This window comes from Maricurvus nonylphenolicus, assembly GCF_042854845.1.
Taxonomy (GTDB): Bacteria; Pseudomonadota; Gammaproteobacteria; order Pseudomonadales; family Cellvibrionaceae; genus Maricurvus; species Maricurvus nonylphenolicus.
This window is the reverse complement of the sequence record NZ_AP031498.1, coordinates 3503880-3522865: the sequence shown is the minus strand read 5'-3', so window position 1 is coordinate 3522865 and position 18986 is coordinate 3503880. Positions and strand designations below refer to the sequence as shown.

Below are 18986 nucleotides of genomic sequence, written 5' to 3'. Positions count from 1 at the left end.
CCCTATATGTCTACAGATGAAAAACTGCAAAAGGTATTGGCGCGCGCGGGCTTAGGTTCGCGTCGTGAAATGGAGCGCGTCATTGAAGCCGGCAGAGTAGTGGTTGACGGCCAGAAGGCCAAATTGGGGGATCGCGTTAACCTCAATGCAAAAATTGAAGTGGATGGTCGCCGCTTAAAACTGTCGGCGCCTAGCGAGCATCGCCCACGTGTCTTGCTGTACAACAAGCCCGAAGGTGAGATCTGCTCCCGCTCCGATCCCGAAGGTCGTCGCACCGTATACGATCGCCTGCCGGCTTTACACGGCGAGCGCTGGATATCTGTAGGCCGTCTAGACTTTAATACCAGCGGTTTGTTGCTGTTCACCAACGACGGTGAGCTGGCTAACCGCTTGATGCACCCGTCCTCTGTTATCGATCGTGAATACCTGGTGCGTATCCAGGGTGAAGTTGATGACGATATGAAAGATCGTCTACGTCAAGGTGTACTGCTCGAAGACGGCGTTGCCAAATTTACCGACATAGTTGATGGTGCCGGTGAAGGTCGTAACCGCTGGTTCTACTGTGTGGTAATGGAAGGGCGTAACCGTGAAGTGCGTCGCCTGTGGGAATCTCAGGGGGTGAAGGTAAGTCGTCTGAAGCGAGTACGTTACGGCAATATCTTTATCCCATCCCATGTGCGTGTAGGTCAGTGGATTGAACTGAATGATCGCGAAGTGGGTGATCTGTGTGTCACTGCTGGCATCGATAAGCCGCGCATGCGCAAAGAAACCCGTGACGAAAAAGAAAAGCGCGATAGGCACCTGCGTAAACTCCGCCACGGCAAAGGCCGCCGCCCCAGAAAATAACCAGCCAATAAAAAGGGGTCTGACCCTACGGGTCAGACCCCTGATTAAACAGCAGAGTCTAGTTGCTAGCTGGTTGTCACCAACTCTTCACATTTAGCGCTCACCAATCGATTACGCCCACTGCGCTTGGCGCAATACAGCGCCTCATCGGCACGACCAAAAAACGATTTAACCGGTTCCTGTGGACCCAACGTACTGGCCCCAATACTGACGGTTGCCTGCAGCTTCTTACCGTCCTCATCAACAATCAGTTGTTCGATATACTGGCGAATACGCTCACCAATTACCGCAGCACCTTTAGCTTCGGTTTTGCTTAGAATCACCACAAACTCTTCACCGCCGTAACGGAAGGTCATATCGGTATTGCGTGTCACTGAGTCAATGGCTTGTACCATCTCTTTTAACACGGTATCGCCAAAGGCGTGGCCATAGGTATCGTTGATCTGTTTAAAGTGATCGATGTCGATCATCAAAATAGACAGCGCCTGGTCGTAACGCTGTGCCATCTGTAGCTCGCGATGCAGAGCGTTATCTAAAGCTATACGGTTGCCAGCACCGGTCAGTGGATCATTCATCGCTGTTTGCAGTGCCTGACGGTATTGCAGGGCATTGCGTAGCGGATAAATCAGTGTGCTCAGCAGGGATTCCAGCGTCGCCATTTCATGTTCAGAGAAGCGTTTGCCGCGGCTAAAAATGATATTGCCCAAATCATCGTCGGGTGTGATTAACCGGTAATCGCAATGATGCGGGGTATCACGACCCACCTGCAGACTAAACTGCTGTGCCTGATGTTCGTAATAGAGCCCACTCATGGGAACCGAGTTCTGGATATGTTTAAAAAACAGCTCCAGCACCTGTTCAATATTTAGGGTGGTTTGGAGTACATGAGTTAACTTCAGCCGCGCCTCATTCTGCTCATCTGTATTCAGCGGCAAGCGAGCGCGCAGAGAGCTTTCCTTCATCTCGAAAGCATTCGTGCTTGTATGTACTGATGTCACCATAATCATGTCCTGCTTGTGGTCTGGCGGCAGTAGCGGCAAGTTTCGTCGCCCGTTCCGCCGATTACACGGTTAGTACCAAGGTAGATAGCCAAAACCGTGCCATATTTTGATGCAGGATAAAAAATCCTTTAATAACAATAGGTTGGCGTTTTTGTGAACAGCGTCTTGCCAATAATTTGGCTGTTAAAACTTGGGTGTTGTCGGACGTTTATTGCCGCCTGACGGGTTTTTGGCGGGAAAGCTTGCCGCTTTTGGATGGCTTAATTGCCGGGCTTTATAGGGATTCCTTACTAGGGAATAGCCTCCTTGGCGGCTCGCTGATAGGATGGCGGCATAGATTGTTAAGGAAAAAGCTGGATGATTATCCCTGTAATTATGGCGGGTGGCTCAGGTACACGCCTTTGGCCTATGTCTCGTTCACAATACCCCAAGCAGTTTCTGCCGCTGGTTAATGCAACCACTATGCTGCAGGACACCTGCTCGCGTCTGAATGGTATGGAGACGGGGTCACCATTGGTCATTTGTGGTGAAGATCATCGCTTTACCGTGGCGGAACAGCTGCGTCAGATTGATGAATCATCAGGCAGTATTTTACTGGAGCCTGCTGGGCGCAATACAGCGCCAGCAGTGGCTTTAGCCGCGTTACAGCTATTGCAGGAGAACCAGCAGGGCCAGGAGCCTGTGTTGTTGGTCTTGGCTGCTGACCATGTGATTAAGGATGTAGACGCATTTCAGCAGGCCGTGACTGTGGCTGCCGGGCATGCTGAAGCAGACAAGTTGGTGACTTTTGGCATTGTGCCGGATGCTCCGGAAACCGGTTATGGGTACATTCGCCAGGGAGATGCTCTGGCTGGTGCTTATCGGGTGGCTGAGTTTGTCGAAAAGCCTGATTTGGAAACAGCCCAGGGTTACCTGAATGAAGGTGGCTATGTCTGGAACAGTGGCATGTTTATGTTTAAAGCCAGTCGTTATCTGGCTGAGCTTGAACAATACCGCCCCGACATTCTGGCTGCCTGTAAACTGGCAATGGAACAGGCCCAGGTCGATCGTGATTTTGTTCGCCCTCAGGCAGAAGCTTTTCTTAATTGTCCGGACGAATCCATTGACTATGCGGTAATGGAAAAAACATCTGAAGCCGTTGTTGTACCAATGGATTGCGGTTGGAACGACGTGGGGTCCTGGTCGGCGCTGTGGGATGTGGCAGAGAAAGATGCTGAGCAGAATGTCAAAATTGGCGATGTCATTAGCCACAACACCCACAACAGCTATATTCGCAGTGACAGTAAGCTGGTAGCTACCGTTGGTGTCGATAATCTGGTGATTGTTGAAAGCGATGATGTAATTATGGTTGCCAGCCAGGACAGTGTGCAGGATGTAAAACAAATAGTTGCCGAGTTAAAACAGCAGCAGCGTTCCGAAACACAATGCCATCGTAAAGTTTATCGTCCCTGGGGTTATTACGACTCCATCGATAATGGCGATAGATTTCAGGTTAAGCGCATTGTGGTGAAGCCAGGTGGCCAACTAAGCTTGCAGATGCATCACCACCGCGCCGAGCACTGGGTTGTGGTTAGTGGTACGGCGAAAGTAACCAAGGGTGATGAGACTTATCTAGTCTCAGAAAACGAATCGACCTATATTCCGCTGGGTGTTAAGCATCGTTTGCAAAACCCGGGGAGTATTCCGTTGGAAATGATTGAAGTGCAGTCCGGTAGCTATCTTGGTGAGGACGATATTGTGCGCTTTGATGATTCTTACGGTCGCGAGTAAAGCATCTGTTCGTAAAAAATCTCGTTAAAGAGTCTCGTTAAAGAGGGTACCAGGGGTTAAGTAGCCCCTGGCAACTCGATGGCTACACACAAACCGCCCTGAGGTTGATTGTGAGCGGTAATCTTCCCGCCATGTAAATTCACTGTTCGCTGAGCAATGGCCAGTCCTAAACCGTAACCTCCGCTGCTACGTGCGCGGGCAGAGTCGGTGCGGAAGAAGGGTTCAAAAATATCTTTTAGGCTTTCTTCATCTACACCTGGGCCGCGGTCGCAGATTTGTACGCTGTAGCTGTCGTCTTTATTGGTTTGCAGAATCACTTCCACCTGGGTGTCCTCCCGGGTGTAGTGAATGGCGTTGCGTAGTATGTTCTCGAAGGCACTGATCAGTGTGTTGCCGTGGGTCATCACCAGGGCTTCGTCATCACAGTTTTGCAGGTTGAGTTGGACGCGCTTGCTTTCGGCTTCGGTGCGGCAGTTGTCTGTAATCGTCTCCAGCAGGCTGTTCAATTCAACGGCATCGTTTAGTTCCCATTCGCCCTGATCGGTCATCGGCAGCGATAAAATATCGGAAATAACATCGTTAAGGTATTCGCCGGCCTCTTTGATGCGGTTCAGTTCATCGTCAATATCACCATTACTGCGTTGCTGGGCAATGGCCAGTGCCAATTGCAGGCGGGCCAGAGGTGAGCGCAGTTCGTGGGATACGTCTTTGATCAGGCGTTTCTGCTCCGACATAGCCTTTTTTAGACTGGCGGTCATATGGTCGATGTCGCGGCCCAGTTCTGCCATTTCATCGTGTCGGCAGTGGAAGTGCTCAGACAGGCTAACATCCATATTGCCTTTGGCAATTTGGCGGGTAGCGTCCTGAATATGGCGAATGTCCCGGGTAATATGGCGAGCCAAAATAAAACAGGCTGATGCGCTGATCAGCATACAGACCAGGATGGCTTTCCATAGGTTATTGAGGAACAGTTGCAGTCGCAGGTTAGTGCCCTGCGGTGGCGGTATAATAATCAGCCGGATAGGGTGACCATCCTGCAAGGTGAAATAACGGCCTATATGCGGCAGTTCTTCCTTGTGGTGTTTCTGCTGATAGTAGGGGCTTAGCGGCGTGAGTACATCCGCCACCTGTTTGATTGATGGGGGGATTTCACGCCCCAGCACATCTTCACCATCGCGGTTAAGCAGGAACATATGGCGTGTTGCCCAGGGCGGCATGCGTCTTACGCCGTAAACCACTTCATGGTAGTTGTAGTTAATGGCCTCACTCACGACTTCGCGTAACAGGCGCGAGCCAGGGCCGGTATAGGATCTTTCGCTTTCTTGGGGCAAGTGTTTGTCTGGCCCCAGATCATACCAGTGCAGTGCCATGATCGAGCCGATAATCATGGTGATGGTTACCAGCCAAAAGGCGAGAAAGATTTTTAAATAGATGCGGCTCATATGCAGCAATTTGGGGACGGGGGTTTTAAGTTTCACAGGTCAGCATATATCCCGCGCCACGAATATTGATAATCAAATCTTTACTGGCGCCAATGGCGGTTAACTTTTTACGCAGGTTACTGACGTGAACATCAATGCTGCGATCGTATGGGGTTAGCTTACGGTTGAGTGCTTTTTCGGTCAGGTCTTCCTTGCTAATCACCTCACCGGCACTGCGCATAAGCAGTTCCAGCACAGTAAATTCTGCCCCAGTCAGTGTTAGCGCCGTGCCAGCGTAGGTGACGGTGCGGTTACTGAAGGCCATATTCAGCTGATCAACCTGCAGATTTTTGTCACGCTCCTGGTTCTCGGCTGCGTCTTGCTCATCATTGGTTTCTATGCGACGCAAAATAGCGCGAATACGGGCCACCAGCTCACGGGGGTTACAGGGTTTGGGCAGGTAGTCGTCGGCACCCATTTCCAGGCCGACAATACGATCTACAGTCTCGCCCTTGGCAGTTAACATCAATACCGGGGTTTGGCAGAAGTCGCGCAATTTACGCAGCACATCAAAGCCATTGTGTACCGGTAGCATAACGTCCAGCACGATAGCGTCGAAGCTATCCTGCTTCAGGGTTTCCAGAGCAGCGCCACCATCGTGACAAGTGGTGATATCAAAACCTTCGCCTTGCAGGTATTCCTGCAGCAGGGCGCAGAGTTCAAGATCATCATCGACAAGCAGTAGTTTACTCATAGTGGGCGTTCTTCTTCCTTATATACAGGTAGCTGTAGGCAGCTCTAGTGTGCATTAGCCTGTGAGGCCTGTCACGCTTTAGCCCTTGATTTGTAAGGCTTTTACGTTTCTTAACAGGATACGACAGAAGTTTACGCCACTTATCCCCGATTTACGATTGAGGTGGGTAAGATGGACCCATCGAATCAGTACACAGCAACGATCTTCAACCAAGGATAAACGAAATGATCAGGCAGTATGGAACGGCAATGATGATAGCGGGATGCCTGCTTTTCGGGGCCTCCACCGCCACAGCCCTTAACCCCAATGGGCAGGTCATGTTGCAGGCTGATCCAGCATCCCAAGAGCTGGTAGAAGAGATGGGTCAGGCGTTGGATATGACCTCAGCCCAACAACAGTTACTTCAACGCTATCTGCAAAGCCAGATGGCAGAAACCCGCAGCTACCTGGAACAGTTGCTGACGGATGAACAACTAACCGAATTGAATCGGTTGAAGCAGCAGTCAGAGGAGGAAACAGTGACTAAAACTTCAGCCAAGCCAGCCACGCTGGTGATTTAACAGAATTTTGCTCTCCATAGTAGACGTTTACCCGGCCCATCTGCACCCCAAGCAATCCCCCCAAGGCCGGGTCTTTTTTTGCCTTAAATTTGTCATTTGCCTTTACGGTATCGCCCTTTATCTTGCTTCTTTCTTGCTTCATAGCTCAATAATTGGGACAATTTGCGCCCATTTTTAGCGGTCTATGCAGGTTATATTGTGAGCAAAATCGGCTTGTTCTTTGGTAGTGATGAAGGTAATACCGAAGGGGTGTCTTACCGTATTCAGCAGCGTCTGGGTGAAGATGTGGTTGATGTGATGGATATCGCCGATGTAACCCAGCTGGACTTCGCTAACTACGATAAGATTATTCTGGGTATTCCTACCTGGGACTTCGGCCAGATCCAGTCCGACTGGGAAGAGTTCTGGGATGATGTCAGCGAGATCGACTTCACCGGTAAAACCATTGCCCTGTTTGGCCTGGGTGATCAGTTCGGCTACGGCGATTACTTCCTCGATGCCATGGGCATGCTGCACGATGTGATTGTCGAGCAGGGCGCGACCATCATCGGCTACTGGTCAACTGACGGTTACGACTTTGATGCCTCCAAGGCACTGATTGAAGATAAAAACCTGTTTATGGGCTTGGCCATTGATGAAGACCAGCAGGAAGAGATGACGGCTGATCGCCTTAATCGCTGGTGTGAGCAAATTCATGCTGAGTTTGGCTTAACCACACCGGTTCAATCGCTGGAAGACTAAGGTTTAAAACATTTCTATGCAGGGTTCCAATCTGAGTAAGGCCCTGCTGCTTACCCTGTTAACCTCCCTGTTTGGTTCCCTGGTAGCGGCAGGGACCAAGTTTGCCAGTGAGCATATATCCATCCATGTGATTGTGTTTGCGCAGTATGCCATTGGCTGCCTGTTGAGCTTGCCTGTGGTGCTAAGGCAGGGCGGCGGTATGGCCGGGTTGGCAACCCAGCGCTTTCCTTTGCATTTTTTCCGCGGTATTGCGGGTTTGATATCTTTCTATGCCTTTTATCTGGCGCTGATGGAAATCCCCTTGGTGGATGCTTCACTTCTGCGTAACAGTGCGCCCTTGTGTGTGCCTTTGGTGGCGTTGATTGGTTTGCGGATCAGTATTGCCCGGCGCAGCTGGTGGCCGCTGATAGTTGGCTTCGCCGGGGTGATTTGTATCCTGCGCCCTGGCGGGGATGGCTTTAGCTGGTGGCATTTACTGGGGCTGACTTCCGGTTTGCTGTTGGCGGTCTCCATGGTTACCACCCGTTTGTTGGTGAGTACTGAGCCTACCGGTAGGGTGCTGTTTTACTACTTTGCGATTTCTCTAGTAGTGACACTGCCGATGGCCATCATCCACTGGCAGCCAGCCCCCTGGTATGCGTGGATGGCGGTATTGGCGATTGGCTTTTCTATTTCCCTAGCCATGTCGACTTACACGCGGGCTTTCTTTTATGCCAAACCCAGTGTGGTGTCCCCAGTCAGTTACTTTGGCGTGGTGTTTGCCGGGTTGTGGGGCTGGATGTTCTGGGATCAGATTCCGGATCTGTGGACCTATGCGGGCGTTGGCCTGGTGGTGTTTGGGGCGATTCTGACGTTGTTGTTGGGTGAAGAGAGTGAAACGGCTGCGGCTCAGCAGTAATACTTACCTGATTATTCTTAACTGGGGTACGACCCGCAGGGTCGGACCCCAACAATGTGGCACGAACGGGGTCCGACCCTGCGGGTCGTACCCCATTTAAGAGCTAAGCCTTAGCCCTCAATCCTCGCCATCAATTCTTCTGTAGCTTTGACATAATCCTCCGCCGCCGTAATTGCGGTAACCACCGCCACAGATCCCACGCCACTACTCAAAATCTGATCCAGATTATGGGATTTAATACCGCCAATGGCAGTAAGAGGGAAGCCCTTACTCAATACCTTCACCCACTGATGCAGGTTTTCGGTGCCGACAATAATCACTTCTTTGGTATCGGTCGGGAAGATCGCGCCAATGGCCAAATAACTGGGCTTAAAGGTAGCTGCACGCGCCCACTCATATTCACTGTGAGTCGATAGACCCAAATGAACCCCGGCTTCACGAATCGCAGCCAAGTCAGCGCTATCAAGATCTTCCTGACCCAAATGCACGCCGTAGGCCTTGTGTTTAATCGCCAGCTGCCAGTGGTCGTTAATAAACATGCGGGCGTTGTGCTGGTGGCCTAATTCACTGGCGCGTTTTACCAGCTCATCCAGCTCGGCATCAGTTTTATTCTTTACTCGCAATTGAATGGTTTTTACCCCTAATGGTAAAAGTTTTTCCAACCATTCAATGCTGTCGACAACCGGGTAAAGGCCCAGATTGAGGGAATCGCAGCGAGGGAATGCCGGCAGGTTAACCGCTTCAGCCGTGTCACTGATTTGCGGAAAGTCGGCAAAGGTTTCTGGTGTGCCTGCATTCGCCAGGGTACCCACTTTATTGTCGTCACCCAGGCTTAGTGCCAATCGTAAACCCTGTTGTACGTAAGCATTGGCTAATACCAAAGCATCCTGTAAAGGTTTGCCCTGAGCAATAAAGGCTGCGATGGCAGAAGATAATGTACAACCCGTCGCACGGCTATTGGGGTTCGCTTGTTTGTGGTTGGTTAGCCAGAAACTGTGTTGCCCGTCTGTACCAGAGCTTGAGTAGCTAAAGAAATCCTGACAAATCTCGTCGTCACTGTGACCACCCTTAATCAGAACCGCTTTAACACCTTGAGCGAGTAATTTCTCAGCGGCATGTTTTACATCGTCTGCATGCTTGATGTTAACGCCACTTAGGCGGCTGGCTTCATCAAGGTTGGGGGTGAGCAGATCAATATAAGGATACAGTTGTGGCAGTTGATCGATAACCTCGGCATTGACCAGGGCATTACCACTGGTGCTGCTGATGACCGGGTCGTAAACACAAAAGCTGTTTTGCCAGGCTAGCTGATCTTTAATAATGCTCAGGGCTTCCGTGTTGGGAATCACACTGAGTTTAATGGCTTTGGGTGGCAAGTCTGCACTCAGTGCTTTTAATTGCGCGCTTAAGTTATCGGCCGAGGTTGGCTGAATATGCTGAATGCCTTGAGTGTTTTGTGCCGTCAGTGCAGTTATCACACTGCAACCATGTGTACCCAGATCATTCAGGGTTCGCAAGTCCGCTTGAATACCGGCGCAGCCACCGGAGTCAGAGGCGGCAATGGCCCAAACGATAGGGCGGGAGGAAGCTTGTTTGGTCATTTTAATTCTGGTGCCAAAAGGGTTGGCCTACGGTTTGTGTGCTGGGTACGGCGGTCTGGCGTTTTTCCATCAGTCCGGCGTTATAAGCACTGCGGCCAGCGTTAATTGCGGTGGCAAAGGCTTCAGCCATTAAGGGCGGGTTTTGCGCTTTGGCAACGGCGGTATTTAGCAGTACGCCATCAAAGCCCATTTCCATGGCTTCGCAAGCTTGTGAAGGAGCGCCAAGGCCGGCATCTACAATCAGTGGTACATCGTGCAAACGCTCACGCAGGGTACGCAGGTTGTATTTGTTCATTAACCCCTGGCCGGTTCCTATGGGGGAACCCCAAGGCATAATCACTTCACAACCTGCATCGCGCAGGCGCTGGCATAAAATCAAATCGTCGGTGCAGTAGGGCAGGACTTTAAAGCCACGTTTAATCAGTTCTTCTGCAGCTTCCACCAAACCAAACGGGTCAGGCTGTAAGTTGTAGTCGTCACCGATGACTTCCAGTTTTAACCATTCGGTTTCAAACAGCTCGCGTGACATTTCCGCCAGGTTGATGGCTTCTTTGGCAGATTTACAGCCGGCGGTATTGGGCAGCAGTTTGCAACCGGTATCGCGGATCATTTGCCAAAAGGCATCGCCACTGTTGTCGGCCGGGTTTTGACGGCGCAAGCCCAGGGTGACGATATCGCACTGGGAGGCTTTAATGGAGTCGACCATTAATTGTGGAGATGCATAAAGCGCTGTACCCAGCAGGAAGCGGCTATTAAAGCTTTCACCGTAGAGCGTCAGGCTATCTTCAAGGGAATCGTTGCCAATCTCAGTATGTGCATTCATCGTGTTCTAGCCTCTTTTTTAGCCACCGCCAACCGGGGTAACAATATCGACTTTGTCATCACCAAACAGAATATGTTCGTCATACTGGCTGCGGGGCACAAATTCACCGTTAACCGCAGCGGCAATTTTGTCGCAACAGAAATCTGCCTTGGCCACGGCGTCGGCCAGGCTGCTGTTGGCGCTAAGCTCAAAACTGTTACCGTTTAAGCTAATTTGGATAGTGGAATCAGGCAAGGTGTTGCTCCTGAATCGAGGGATTAGAGGAGAGATCATTGGAAAGAGTAGCTTCAGCTAATCCTAATAATTGATCGTAAGGCATGGCCTCGCCCTGATTAAGCCAATTGATGACATGGTCAACCACTACCGGGGCTAATAAATAACCGTGGCGGAACAAGCCATTAATTTTTAACAGACCATCGTTGATTTCAACCTGTGGGCCGTTGTCGGGCAGCGCCGGGCGCAGGTTGGATTTCAGCTCAATGATATTGGCTTCGGCAAAAGCGGGGCTCAGGGTATAAAGTGCGCTACCCAGTTCCAGTGTCGATTGCAGGGTAACCGGTGAGCGATCTTCGCTTTCCAGTTGTGTTGCCCCAATCACAAAGCAGTTGTTGGCTTTCGGAACCACATACAATTGATAACGTGGGTGCATTAAACGCACCGGGCGGCTTAAGCTGACTTCACGGGTTTGTACGCTCATGACTTCACCGCGCACACCGCGGACTTGTGACCACTGGCTTTGTGCACCCACACCGCGGCAGTCGAGCACTAAATCGAAGGCGTGGGTTTTATCGGCGGTTTTGATTTCGCCGGCAAAAACCTCGGCAGGTGTGTTTTCAAAACACTGCACACCAAGTTGTTTGCAGTGGGCAATCAGTTCTCTGAGCAGTTGGCGATTATCGATATGGGCTTCATCGGGCAGAAACAATCCCTCGGTTAGCCGATCGGATAAATCGCTCTCCAGTTCACGAATACCCTGCGAATGAATCCGCTGGTAAGGCACGTGCTGTGTGTCAGTGATTAGCGCGCGTTGAATATCCCGTTCAAACTGATTGAGTTCTGCGAGATCCTGCGGGTGAGCAACCAATAAACTGCCCTGGCGGGAGTAGTTGATACAAATACCCGTTTCGGCTTCAAACTCCGACAGCCACGAAGGCCACAATTGCATGGAGCGATTGCCCAGACTGTAAACGTAAGGCTCGGTGGCAACGGCTTCAGATACCGGCGCAATCATACCGGCGGCGGTTTGTGCCGCCGCCAGTGGCTGATCAAAACTGCCCGCTTCAAACAGCGATACCTCGGCGCCGGCCCGGCGTAAACGCCAGGCCAGTAAGCGGCCGAGCAGGCCAGCACCGGCAATGCCGATGCTGGCCTTGCTGATATCTGAAACCATGTTTGCAGGTCGGGTCGGGTTAGACCTCATGATAGATTTCGCTACCTTTGCTCTTGAACTCTTCAGCCATTTTTTCCATGCCTTCTTTGGCTTCGTCGCTCATGTTGTCGGCGTAGTCACGCACTTCCTGGGTGATTTTCATGGAACAGAATTTTGGACCACACATGGAGCAGAAGTGAGCCACTTTGGCGGAATCCTTTGGCAGGGTTTCGTCGTGGAAGGCGCGTGCGGTATCCGGGTCCAGGCTCAGGTTAAACTGATCTTCCCAGCGGAATTCAAAACGGGCTTTTGACAGCGCGTTATCGCGAATTTGCGATGCCGGGTGACCTTTGGCCAAATCAGCTGCATGAGCCGCGATTTTATAGGTGATAATGCCTTCTTTAACATCGTCGCGATTAGGTAGGCCCAAGTGCTCTTTTGGGGTAACGTAGCAGAGCATGGCACAGCCGTACCAGCCGATCATGGCCGCACCAATACCAGAGGCAAAGTGGTCGTAGCCTGGAGAAATATCGGTAACCAGTGGGCCCAAGGTGTAGAACGGTGCTTCGTGACAGTGTTTTAACTGCTCGTCCATGTTCTCTTTTACCATGTGCATAGGTACATGGCCTGGGCCTTCAATAAAGACCTGCACATCGTGCTTCCAGGCAATCTTGGTCAGCTCACCCAGGGTACGCAATTCGGCAAATTGTGCTTCGTCGTTGGCATCGGCCACACAACCAGGACGCAGGCCGTCTCCCAGAGAGAAGGTCACGTCATAGGCTTTGAGGATTTCACAAATATCTTCAAAGTGGGTGTAGAGGAAGTTCTCTTTGTGATGGGCCAGACACCACTTGGCCATAATGGAACCACCGCGGGATACGATACCGGTTACACGCTTGGCGGTCATTGGTACATAACGCAGCAGTACGCCAGCGTGAATGGTGAAGTAGTCAACGCCTTGCTCACACTGCTCGATTAACGTATCGCGGAAGATTTCCCAGGTCAGGTCTTCGGCCACACCGTCTACTTTTTCCAGGGCCTGGTAAATAGGTACGGTGCCGATGGGCACTGGCGAGTTGCGGATAATCCACTCGCGGGTTTCGTGAATGTTTTTACCGGTGGACAGATCCATTACCGTATCGCCGCCCCAACGGGTAGACCAGACCATTTTCTCGACTTCTTCTTCGATAGAAGAGGTGACGGCACTGTTACCAATGTTGGCGTTGATCTTCACCAGGAAGTTACGGCCAATAATCATCGGCTCACTTTCCGGGTGGTTAATGTTGGCTGGGATTACCGCGCGGCCGGCGGCGACTTCACTGCGAACAAATTCCGGGGTGATAAATTTAGGGGTGTTGGCACCGAAGTTCTGGCCAGCATGTTGGAACTTGGCAGCGTCTTCCATCTGCTTCTCTTCCAGTGCCAGGTTTTCACGGATGGCAATGTATTCCATCTCCGGGGTCACAATACCCTGACGAGCGTAGTGCAGTTGGGTAACGTTTTTACCTTCTTCGGCTTGGCGAGGTTTACGCAGGTGCTCAAAACGCAGGTTATCCAGGCCGATATTCTGGTTGCGTAGGTTGGTGTACTCAGATGAGAACTCTTCCAGTTGCACGGTATCACCACGCTCGGTGATCCAGCTTTCACGCAGTGGTGCCAGGCCTTTACGCACATCGATTTCCACATCCGGGTCGGTGTACACACCGGAGGTATCGTAGATGCGAACCGGTTGGTTAATCTCGGTGCTCTCATCCTGCAATTGGGTAGGGGACAGGTGAACCTCGCGCATGGCTACACGTACATCTGGGCGTGAACCTTCCACATAGATTTTTTTGGAGCCGGTAAACGGCTGGGTCGACAACTGGTCAACGCTGGCGCTTTCGCTAAGTTTTCTGAAGGAGGTCGAATTGCTCATCTGTTTGCTCGCATAGTTACGGTTATGATCATTGATAACGCGCGGAGCAAGAGAGCGAGATAGCGGCGGGAGTTCAAAAAACAACCAGAGTGAAAAGTGTGCAGCAGGCTTTGAACGGTTTTATGGCGCTAAGTCATTCTTGTTCCCTACGCAGGTATCAACCTGATCAGGTTCAACGGGATCCGGCTTGCGCCGATCTCAGCCCACTTCATAACCCAAAATGGTTTTGGGTAGGGCACCCCGACAAGATCGCGGTAAGTGTAGTTGCTGAGGATTGGCGGCGCAAGTATCAGCACACGACAAATGTCTGGTATAACGTGAGTATGGGTTATGGCAAGAATTTATGATTGTAAGCTTGTTGATAGTTACAGGTGGTCTTAGACTCGGTCTACACTTCTATCATCAATAAAAGGATCTGATGATGATTATTACGCGGTTTTTCCTGTTCTGCTTTTTGTCGTTCACGCTGTTGTCACAGGCTTGGGCAGAATCCTCTTCTGTTTGGAAGGTGTCGAAAGATGGTAAACATCTGTTTATTGGCGGCACCATTCATATGTTATCGCAAGACGATTATCCACTACCCAGTGTATTCGATACGGCCTACCAGCAAGCGTCTGTGGTGGTGCTGGAAACCGATGCCAAGGCTATGCAGGAACCTGCTTTTCAGCAGCGCATGATGATGGCCATGATGTATCGCGATGGCCGTAATTTGCAACAGGTGTTAAAGCCAAAAACCTTTGCTGCGCTTAGCGAGCATATGCAGAGTCGAGGGCTGCCGCTTGATCAAATGTTGTTGCTAAAACCTGGCATGGTATCTATGACGCTGTCAGTGATCGAGTTGCAACGTTTGGGGCAAACCGCAACAGGTGTAGACAGTTACTTTAGTAACCGTGCCAGTCAGGACGGTAAGCAGCTTGGTAAGTTGGAAACCGTTGAGCAACAGTTGACGTTTTTAGCTGATATGGGCAAAGGGCGAGAAGACGATATGATTCTTTACACCCTGCGGGATCTGGAAGATCTGCCTACTATTCTCAGTGATATGAAAAGTGCCTGGCGCAAGGGCGATATGGCTTCTCTAGAGAAGACCAGCTTAACGGAAATGCGCGATACTTTTCCGGCAATTTATAAATCACTGTTGTTGGATCGCAATAATGATTGGATGCCAAAAATTGAGGGCTATATACGTAGTGCTCAAGTGGAGTTCATTTTGGTAGGTAGTTTGCACTTGGCCGGAGATGAGGGCGTGCTTGAGCAACTCAAAGCACGCGGTTATCAGGTGGAACAATTGTAAAAGCCTGCGCTAAGCGTCGGTGATAAACTCGTAACAGGGTTTATAAGTTTCGACTCCGAGTTTCATTCGGCGCTGTTGTATAAACTCCTGCAACAACTTATCCATTTCAGCAATCAAAGACGCATCCCCCTGCAGTTGGTAGGGACCATTCTTTTGAATCTGTTCTATACCGTAGGCTTTCACATTGCCGGCAACAATGCCTGAGAAGGCCTTGCGCAACTGTGAAGCCAGATCTGAACTTTCCAGCTCACGGCTTAGTTTTAAATTGCGCATATTCTCATGGCTGGGCTCAAACGGTTCCTGCTGATCGATAGGAATATGCAAGCGCCAATTGTAATAGTAGGCCTCTTGTTGTTCGCGGCGGAAGCTGTGTACCCGTTCCAAGCCTTTCTTGACTCGTTTGGCCACACGATCTGGTTGACCAATAATAATCTCATAGGTCTTGGAGGCTTCTTCGCCCAGTGTGTTGCGAATAAAACGATCCATGGAAACAAAGTAATCCTTACTGGTTTCCGGTGCGGCAAAGATTAAGGGAAACGGGGTGCCCCTGTTTTTGCTGTTGAGCAAGATGCCCACTAAATACAGAATTTCTTCTGCCGTTCCCGCACCGCCGGGAAATACAATAATACCGTGGGCTAAACGGACAAACGCTTCCAGACGCTTTTCGATATCCGGCAAAATGACCAATTCATTGACGATGGGGTTGGGGGATTCGGAGGCAATAATGCCTGGCTCTGAAATCCCCATATAACGGCCCTTGCGATTTTGCTGTTTGGCATGGCCGATAGTGGCGCCTTTCATGGGGCCTTTCATAGCGCCCAATCCACAGCCGGTGGCAATGTTAATGCCGCGCAATCCCAACTGATAACCTACGGCTTTGGAGTAGTCATACTCTTTACGGCTAATAGAGTGACCGCCCCAACATACCGCCAGATTGGGACCTAAATTGGGTTTGACCATATTGGCGTTGCGCAGGATACGGAATACCGCATCGGTAATGCCGTGGGAACAGCTAAGGTCGAATTTAGCGGAATCATTGAGTTTGTGGTGGGTATAGACGATATCACGCAACACAGAAAACAGGTGATCCTGAATCCCACGAATCATCTTACCGTCGACAAAGGCCGAGGCGGGTGCGTTAAAAACCTTAATCTTTAAACCACGGGATTGCGGGATAACCCGAATGTCAAAGTTTTCATATTGGGCCAGCATTTCGGCGGCATCATCAATTTCGCTACCGGTATTCAGTACCGCCAGTGCGCACTGTCGAAACTGTTGAAAGATCTCCGCGTTGGTTTCCAGTAGTTGTGAGATTTCGCGGTGGGAAAGTAATTCTAAACTGTTTAATGGTCTAACGTAGGCTTCGGCTATAGTTTTTGGTTTTGATGCTGATTTTTCACTAATGGCAATATTCATAATCTCTTCTCATGTCTTAATATTCAGTATAGATCGTCTTGAAGAGGTTGCTTCAGAATTTTTATAGCGATTGGGTATTACGCTTTAATGTCAGTAGAGAAGGTTGGATAACCCTAGCAAGACAGTTACCATATGCCCTGTTAATCAATAGTGATCTGATGATTTATGAAACTCTATATTTACGCGGAATCCGAAGAGTTGGAAAAAATTCGCCCGACGTTGCACGAGGCGATAAGCCAATGGCTGGATGATGACTCAACCAAGGTTGAGGCAACAGCTGTCAACGATGAAGAGGCAGGCCCTGTCGGTATTCATTTACAGGTAAAAAAGCCGGTTCATTTGAAAGAACCGCTGAATTTTCTTCAGCGTCAGGCGAAGTCCTTAAAGTGTGATTTTGTGTTAGGTTGCTGGTTCGACGATGAGCAGGATAGGGAAGATATCTGTTTCTTCGGGCATGAAGAAGGCAAACCCGATATGTTCGAAATCGCCTGCTATATTGGTTTGGAGTAATTGCGCTGTTTGAAAAGTATACTGAGTGCTTTTAATCTGTGCAGTTTTATCGATATTTTGTGCAGATTACGCAAAAAAGCTGACGCATACAGGCACATTTTTGTATCATAGCCTGCAATTCTAGATGGACCTTTCTCCGTATCTTTACGATACCTGTTTCTGGATTTATTTCTAAACGATTGTTGTAAGCGATGGCAGCCCACAATTGCCGTCGGTTTGCTTGTATTGGGTAGTTTTTGTCGATGCAAAAATATGTAGCTGTACGTTTAAAGTCTGTTCACCATGGACTTACCGGTTTTGCCATTCAGGAAGCCAAAGTCATCAACTACAACCTCGAAAAGCGTGATCCAGCGCTGAAGAATATTATCGATGCTCTATTAGAGCAGGGGTTGGAATACACCGTTAATGGTTGTGGTATCTTCTGGTTCCACATCGACGATGAACGTGATCTGGCATTCTACGAAAGTTTGCGTGAAGTTGAATTTGCATTTTCTACCGAGTGGTTAGACAGCAAAAAAGCCAGTATTCGTGGCTACACCGGTATGGAATATGTGGATGCTTGTGCGGCTATCGCTAAAGAGCTGACCATCAAGGATCAATCTCGCGATATTAATTACGAAGTACCTTCCGTCGCATAATCGCTGCTGCCTGTGCTGGCAGCTCTCGTAAAGACGTGTAAAAGGCGCGCCAAAAAGGTTCGGATTCGTTGCCAAGCCGACAGGCTTAATGCAGAATCCGAACTATGGATCAACTTACAACCGCGCTATTGGCTTTTGCCTTCTCCCAAATCTGCCTGACGATTACGGTTCTGGTGCGCGATAACTGGCGTTATGTGCAGGCGCGTCTGTTTGTGCTGCTGATGATCAGCGGGGCCTGTTATACCATTCACCCTCTAATAAGTAGCACACCGCTGGAGTCCATCGGTTGGCTATTCAGTGCCGGTCGCACGGCAATTCCAGGGCTTATTTGGCTGGTTTGCTATAGCTTGTTTAATGATCAGCTGAAACTTAAAGCCTGGCAGTGGACGTTAGTGGGCATCACTGTTGTATTGCCTACGGTGGGGCATTTCTTCGGCGGACGCTCTGGTCTGCCCGAAACGCTTCCGGGCTGGGGAGTCGAGTTTTTTTATGACACGCCACAGTTACTGGAAGTGGTTTTACTGGTACATGCGTTACTGATTGTCGGCAAAAACTGGCAGGGTGATTTGGTCCAGAGTCGCCGTAATCTGCGTTTGCCCATTATGGGCTTTACCCTGGCATACACCTGTGCCGTGGTGTTTATGGAGCAGGTTATCGGCTCTACAGAGACAGCTCAGGTGATGCTCTATACCATGCTATCGGTATTCCTGTTGTGGATGAACAGCTTCTGGGTCCGTTCTCGCAGCCATGGTATTTTTGCAGAACCTGCCGCTACTGAGTCCTCAGAGGCTAAGGCTGGCTTGCCTGAAGCTGATCTGGTGAGTGAACCCCAGGAGCAGGCCATTGCAGAGCGGGAATCGGAAGCGGCCAGGCAGAAATTGATCCAGGTAATGGACGATGGGGCCTACAACCAGCACGGTTTGACCATCGGTGATCTGGCCGAGCAGATGGGGTGGCAGGAATACCGCCTCAGGCGTCTGATTAATGGCGAGTTGGGATATCGCAATTTCAACGATTTTCTTAATCGCTACCGGGTTAAAATTGCTGCGGAGCGTTTAGGTGATCCGGAGTGTGCCCAGCTGCCGGTGCTGACTATTGCGTTGGATGTTGGTTATCGCTCCCTCAGCTCGTTCAATAAAGCTTTCAAAGAAGCGCATGGGGTGACGCCCACCAGTTACCGCAAACAAAATCTGCCTTCCTAGTTATACGTACTTCGTAGCAGGGGTACGACCCGAAGGGTCGGACCCCTTTCTTTGTAACATCCCTTGTATCGATTTACCGCCATTCCCGCGAAAGCGGGAATCCAGTGCTACGAAGTGAAAACCTCGACACTGCATTAATAGCTATCGGCTATGAGGTTTCCTGTATTTATTTGCTAAAACCTTCAATACCCCGACTAAACCTGACGAATTCCCAATAAAACCCTGACGAA

General features: G+C 50.2%; 18 protein-coding genes and 1 riboswitch. Of the genes, 9 read left to right on the top strand and 9 right to left on the bottom strand.

Annotation, left to right across the window (positions count from 1 at the left end; translation table 11 throughout):
• The first annotated feature begins 6 nt into the window (after positions 1-6).
• The gene (gene rluB / locus ACGHZ6_RS15385; RefSeq protein ID WP_390614872.1) at positions 7-846 is read left to right on the top strand and encodes a 23S rRNA pseudouridine(2605) synthase RluB; all 840 of its coding nucleotides are present in this window, start codon (positions 7-9) and stop codon (positions 844-846) included.
• Positions 847-911: 65 nt separating this feature from the next.
• Here rluB and ACGHZ6_RS15380 read toward each other — a convergent pair whose 3' ends face one another.
• Positions 912-1847 (bottom strand): GGDEF domain-containing protein, encoded by a 936-nt coding sequence (locus ACGHZ6_RS15380; RefSeq protein WP_390614871.1) that lies wholly within the window; start codon positions 1845-1847, stop codon positions 912-914.
• A 357-nt stretch (positions 1848-2204) separates the two neighbouring features.
• Here ACGHZ6_RS15380 and ACGHZ6_RS15375 point away from each other — a divergent pair, with 357 nt between their 5' ends.
• Positions 2205-3617 carry a mannose-1-phosphate guanylyltransferase/mannose-6-phosphate isomerase gene (locus ACGHZ6_RS15375; protein ID WP_390614870.1) on the top strand — a complete coding sequence of 471 codons (1413 nt, stop codon included), beginning with the start codon at positions 2205-2207 and terminating at the stop codon, positions 3615-3617.
• A gap of 56 nt (positions 3618-3673) precedes the next feature.
• On the opposite strand, the gene ACGHZ6_RS15370 is transcribed toward ACGHZ6_RS15375, so the two are convergent.
• Positions 3674-5059: an ATP-binding protein gene (locus ACGHZ6_RS15370; RefSeq protein WP_390614869.1), complete on the bottom strand. Its 1386-nt coding sequence runs from the start codon at positions 5057-5059 to the stop codon at positions 3674-3676.
• A 25-nt stretch (positions 5060-5084) separates the two neighbouring features.
• Positions 5085-5792, bottom strand: coding sequence for a response regulator (locus ACGHZ6_RS15365; RefSeq protein ID WP_390614868.1), 708 nt, complete (start codon positions 5790-5792; stop codon positions 5085-5087).
• A gap of 224 nt (positions 5793-6016) precedes the next feature.
• On the opposite strand from ACGHZ6_RS15365, the gene ACGHZ6_RS15360 reads away from it, so the two are divergent.
• The 3 genes from ACGHZ6_RS15360 (at position 6017) to ACGHZ6_RS15350 (ending at position 7991) form a co-directional block, all read left to right on the top strand.
• Entirely contained in the window at positions 6017-6352 is a 336-nt protein-coding gene (locus ACGHZ6_RS15360; RefSeq protein WP_390614867.1) for a hypothetical protein, read from the top strand.
• Between the two features lie 198 nt (positions 6353-6550).
• A complete protein-coding gene (locus ACGHZ6_RS15355) occupies positions 6551-7093 on the top strand; it encodes a flavodoxin (protein ID WP_390614866.1) in 543 nt (180 codons plus the stop codon).
• Positions 7094-7109: 16 nt separating this feature from the next.
• Positions 7110-7991, top strand: a complete 882-nt coding sequence (locus tag ACGHZ6_RS15350) for a DMT family transporter (protein WP_390614865.1) — start codon at positions 7110-7112, stop codon at positions 7989-7991.
• A 110-nt stretch (positions 7992-8101) separates the two neighbouring features.
• On the opposite strand, the gene thiE is transcribed toward ACGHZ6_RS15350, so the two are convergent.
• From thiE to thiC, 5 genes are read right to left on the bottom strand one after another with little or no spacing between them, the layout of a single operon-like run.
• On the bottom strand, positions 8102-9592 hold the full coding sequence (gene thiE, locus ACGHZ6_RS15345) for a thiamine phosphate synthase (RefSeq protein ID WP_390614864.1): 1491 nt from the start codon (positions 9590-9592) through the stop codon (positions 8102-8104).
• Between the two features lies 1 nt (position 9593).
• Complete coding sequence (locus ACGHZ6_RS15340; RefSeq protein WP_390614863.1) at positions 9594-10415, bottom strand: thiazole synthase; 822 nt, start codon at positions 10413-10415, stop codon at positions 9594-9596.
• A gap of 18 nt (positions 10416-10433) precedes the next feature.
• On the bottom strand, positions 10434-10649 hold the full coding sequence (thiS, locus tag ACGHZ6_RS15335; protein ID WP_390614862.1) for a sulfur carrier protein ThiS: 216 nt from the start codon (positions 10647-10649) through the stop codon (positions 10434-10436).
• Entirely contained in the window at positions 10642-11835 is a 1194-nt protein-coding gene (thiO, locus tag ACGHZ6_RS15330; protein ID WP_390614861.1) for a glycine oxidase ThiO, read from the bottom strand. Before thiO ends, thiS begins: the two co-directional genes overlap by 8 nt.
• Positions 11825-13699 (bottom strand): phosphomethylpyrimidine synthase ThiC, encoded by a 1875-nt coding sequence (thiC, locus tag ACGHZ6_RS15325; protein WP_390614860.1) that lies wholly within the window; start codon positions 13697-13699, stop codon positions 11825-11827. Before thiC ends, thiO begins: the two co-directional genes overlap by 11 nt.
• Before the next feature lie 126 nt (positions 13700-13825).
• Positions 13826-13952: riboswitch (TPP riboswitch) on the bottom strand.
• Between the two features lie 165 nt (positions 13953-14117).
• Here thiC and ACGHZ6_RS15320 point away from each other — a divergent pair.
• Positions 14118-14990: a TraB/GumN family protein gene (locus tag ACGHZ6_RS15320; protein ID WP_390614859.1), complete on the top strand. Its 873-nt coding sequence runs from the start codon at positions 14118-14120 to the stop codon at positions 14988-14990.
• A 9-nt stretch (positions 14991-14999) separates the two neighbouring features.
• On the opposite strand, the gene ppnN is transcribed toward ACGHZ6_RS15320, so the two are convergent.
• Positions 15000-16406: a nucleotide 5'-monophosphate nucleosidase PpnN gene (ppnN, locus tag ACGHZ6_RS15315; protein WP_390614858.1), complete on the bottom strand. Its 1407-nt coding sequence runs from the start codon at positions 16404-16406 to the stop codon at positions 15000-15002.
• Positions 16407-16571: 165 nt separating this feature from the next.
• On the opposite strand from ppnN, the gene ACGHZ6_RS15310 reads away from it, so the two are divergent.
• The 3 genes from ACGHZ6_RS15310 to ACGHZ6_RS15300 all read left to right on the top strand — a co-directional run bounded on the left by ACGHZ6_RS15310 (position 16572) and on the right by ACGHZ6_RS15300 (position 18756).
• Positions 16572-16916 carry a hypothetical protein gene (locus ACGHZ6_RS15310; RefSeq protein ID WP_390614857.1) on the top strand — a complete coding sequence of 115 codons (345 nt, stop codon included), beginning with the start codon at positions 16572-16574 and terminating at the stop codon, positions 16914-16916.
• 242 nt (positions 16917-17158) lie between these two features.
• Positions 17159-17554, top strand: a complete 396-nt coding sequence (locus tag ACGHZ6_RS15305; protein ID WP_390614856.1) for a hypothetical protein — start codon at positions 17159-17161, stop codon at positions 17552-17554.
• A gap of 104 nt (positions 17555-17658) precedes the next feature.
• Positions 17659-18756, top strand: a complete 1098-nt coding sequence (locus tag ACGHZ6_RS15300) for a helix-turn-helix domain-containing protein (protein WP_390614855.1) — start codon at positions 17659-17661, stop codon at positions 18754-18756.
• The last annotated feature ends 230 nt before the right edge of the window (positions 18757-18986 follow it).

What these genes read in the sequence shown, in the direction of transcription:
- ACGHZ6_RS15380 (WP_390614871.1), bottom strand. Translation starts at nt 1,847, where the DNA reads ATGGTGACATCAGTACATACAAGCACGAATGCTTTCGAGATGAAGGAA.
- thiC (WP_390614860.1), bottom strand. Translation starts at nt 13,699, where the DNA reads ATGAGCAATTCGACCTCCTTCAGAAAACTTAGCGAAAGCGCCAGCGTT.
- ACGHZ6_RS15305 (WP_390614856.1), top strand. Translation starts at nt 17,159, where the DNA reads ATGCAAAAATATGTAGCTGTACGTTTAAAGTCTGTTCACCATGGACTT.
- thiO (WP_390614861.1), bottom strand. Translation starts at nt 11,835, where the DNA reads ATGAGGTCTAACCCGACCCGACCTGCAAACATGGTTTCAGATATCAGC.
- ACGHZ6_RS15320 (WP_390614859.1), top strand. Translation starts at nt 14,118, where the DNA reads ATGATGATTATTACGCGGTTTTTCCTGTTCTGCTTTTTGTCGTTCACG.
- ACGHZ6_RS15310 (WP_390614857.1), top strand. Translation starts at nt 16,572, where the DNA reads ATGAAACTCTATATTTACGCGGAATCCGAAGAGTTGGAAAAAATTCGC.
- ACGHZ6_RS15360 (WP_390614867.1), top strand. Translation starts at nt 6,017, where the DNA reads ATGATCAGGCAGTATGGAACGGCAATGATGATAGCGGGATGCCTGCTT.
- rluB (WP_390614872.1), top strand. Translation starts at nt 7, where the DNA reads ATGTCTACAGATGAAAAACTGCAAAAGGTATTGGCGCGCGCGGGCTTA.
- thiE (WP_390614864.1), bottom strand. Translation starts at nt 9,592, where the DNA reads ATGACCAAACAAGCTTCCTCCCGCCCTATCGTTTGGGCCATTGCCGCC.
- ACGHZ6_RS15370 (WP_390614869.1), bottom strand. Translation starts at nt 5,059, where the DNA reads ATGAGCCGCATCTATTTAAAAATCTTTCTCGCCTTTTGGCTGGTAACC.
- ACGHZ6_RS15350 (WP_390614865.1), top strand. Translation starts at nt 7,110, where the DNA reads ATGCAGGGTTCCAATCTGAGTAAGGCCCTGCTGCTTACCCTGTTAACC.
- ppnN (WP_390614858.1), bottom strand. Translation starts at nt 16,406, where the DNA reads ATGAATATTGCCATTAGTGAAAAATCAGCATCAAAACCAAAAACTATA.
- ACGHZ6_RS15340 (WP_390614863.1), bottom strand. Translation starts at nt 10,415, where the DNA reads ATGAATGCACATACTGAGATTGGCAACGATTCCCTTGAAGATAGCCTG.
- ACGHZ6_RS15300 (WP_390614855.1), top strand. Translation starts at nt 17,659, where the DNA reads ATGGATCAACTTACAACCGCGCTATTGGCTTTTGCCTTCTCCCAAATC.
- ACGHZ6_RS15375 (WP_390614870.1), top strand. Translation starts at nt 2,205, where the DNA reads ATGATTATCCCTGTAATTATGGCGGGTGGCTCAGGTACACGCCTTTGG.
- ACGHZ6_RS15365 (WP_390614868.1), bottom strand. Translation starts at nt 5,792, where the DNA reads ATGAGTAAACTACTGCTTGTCGATGATGATCTTGAACTCTGCGCCCTG.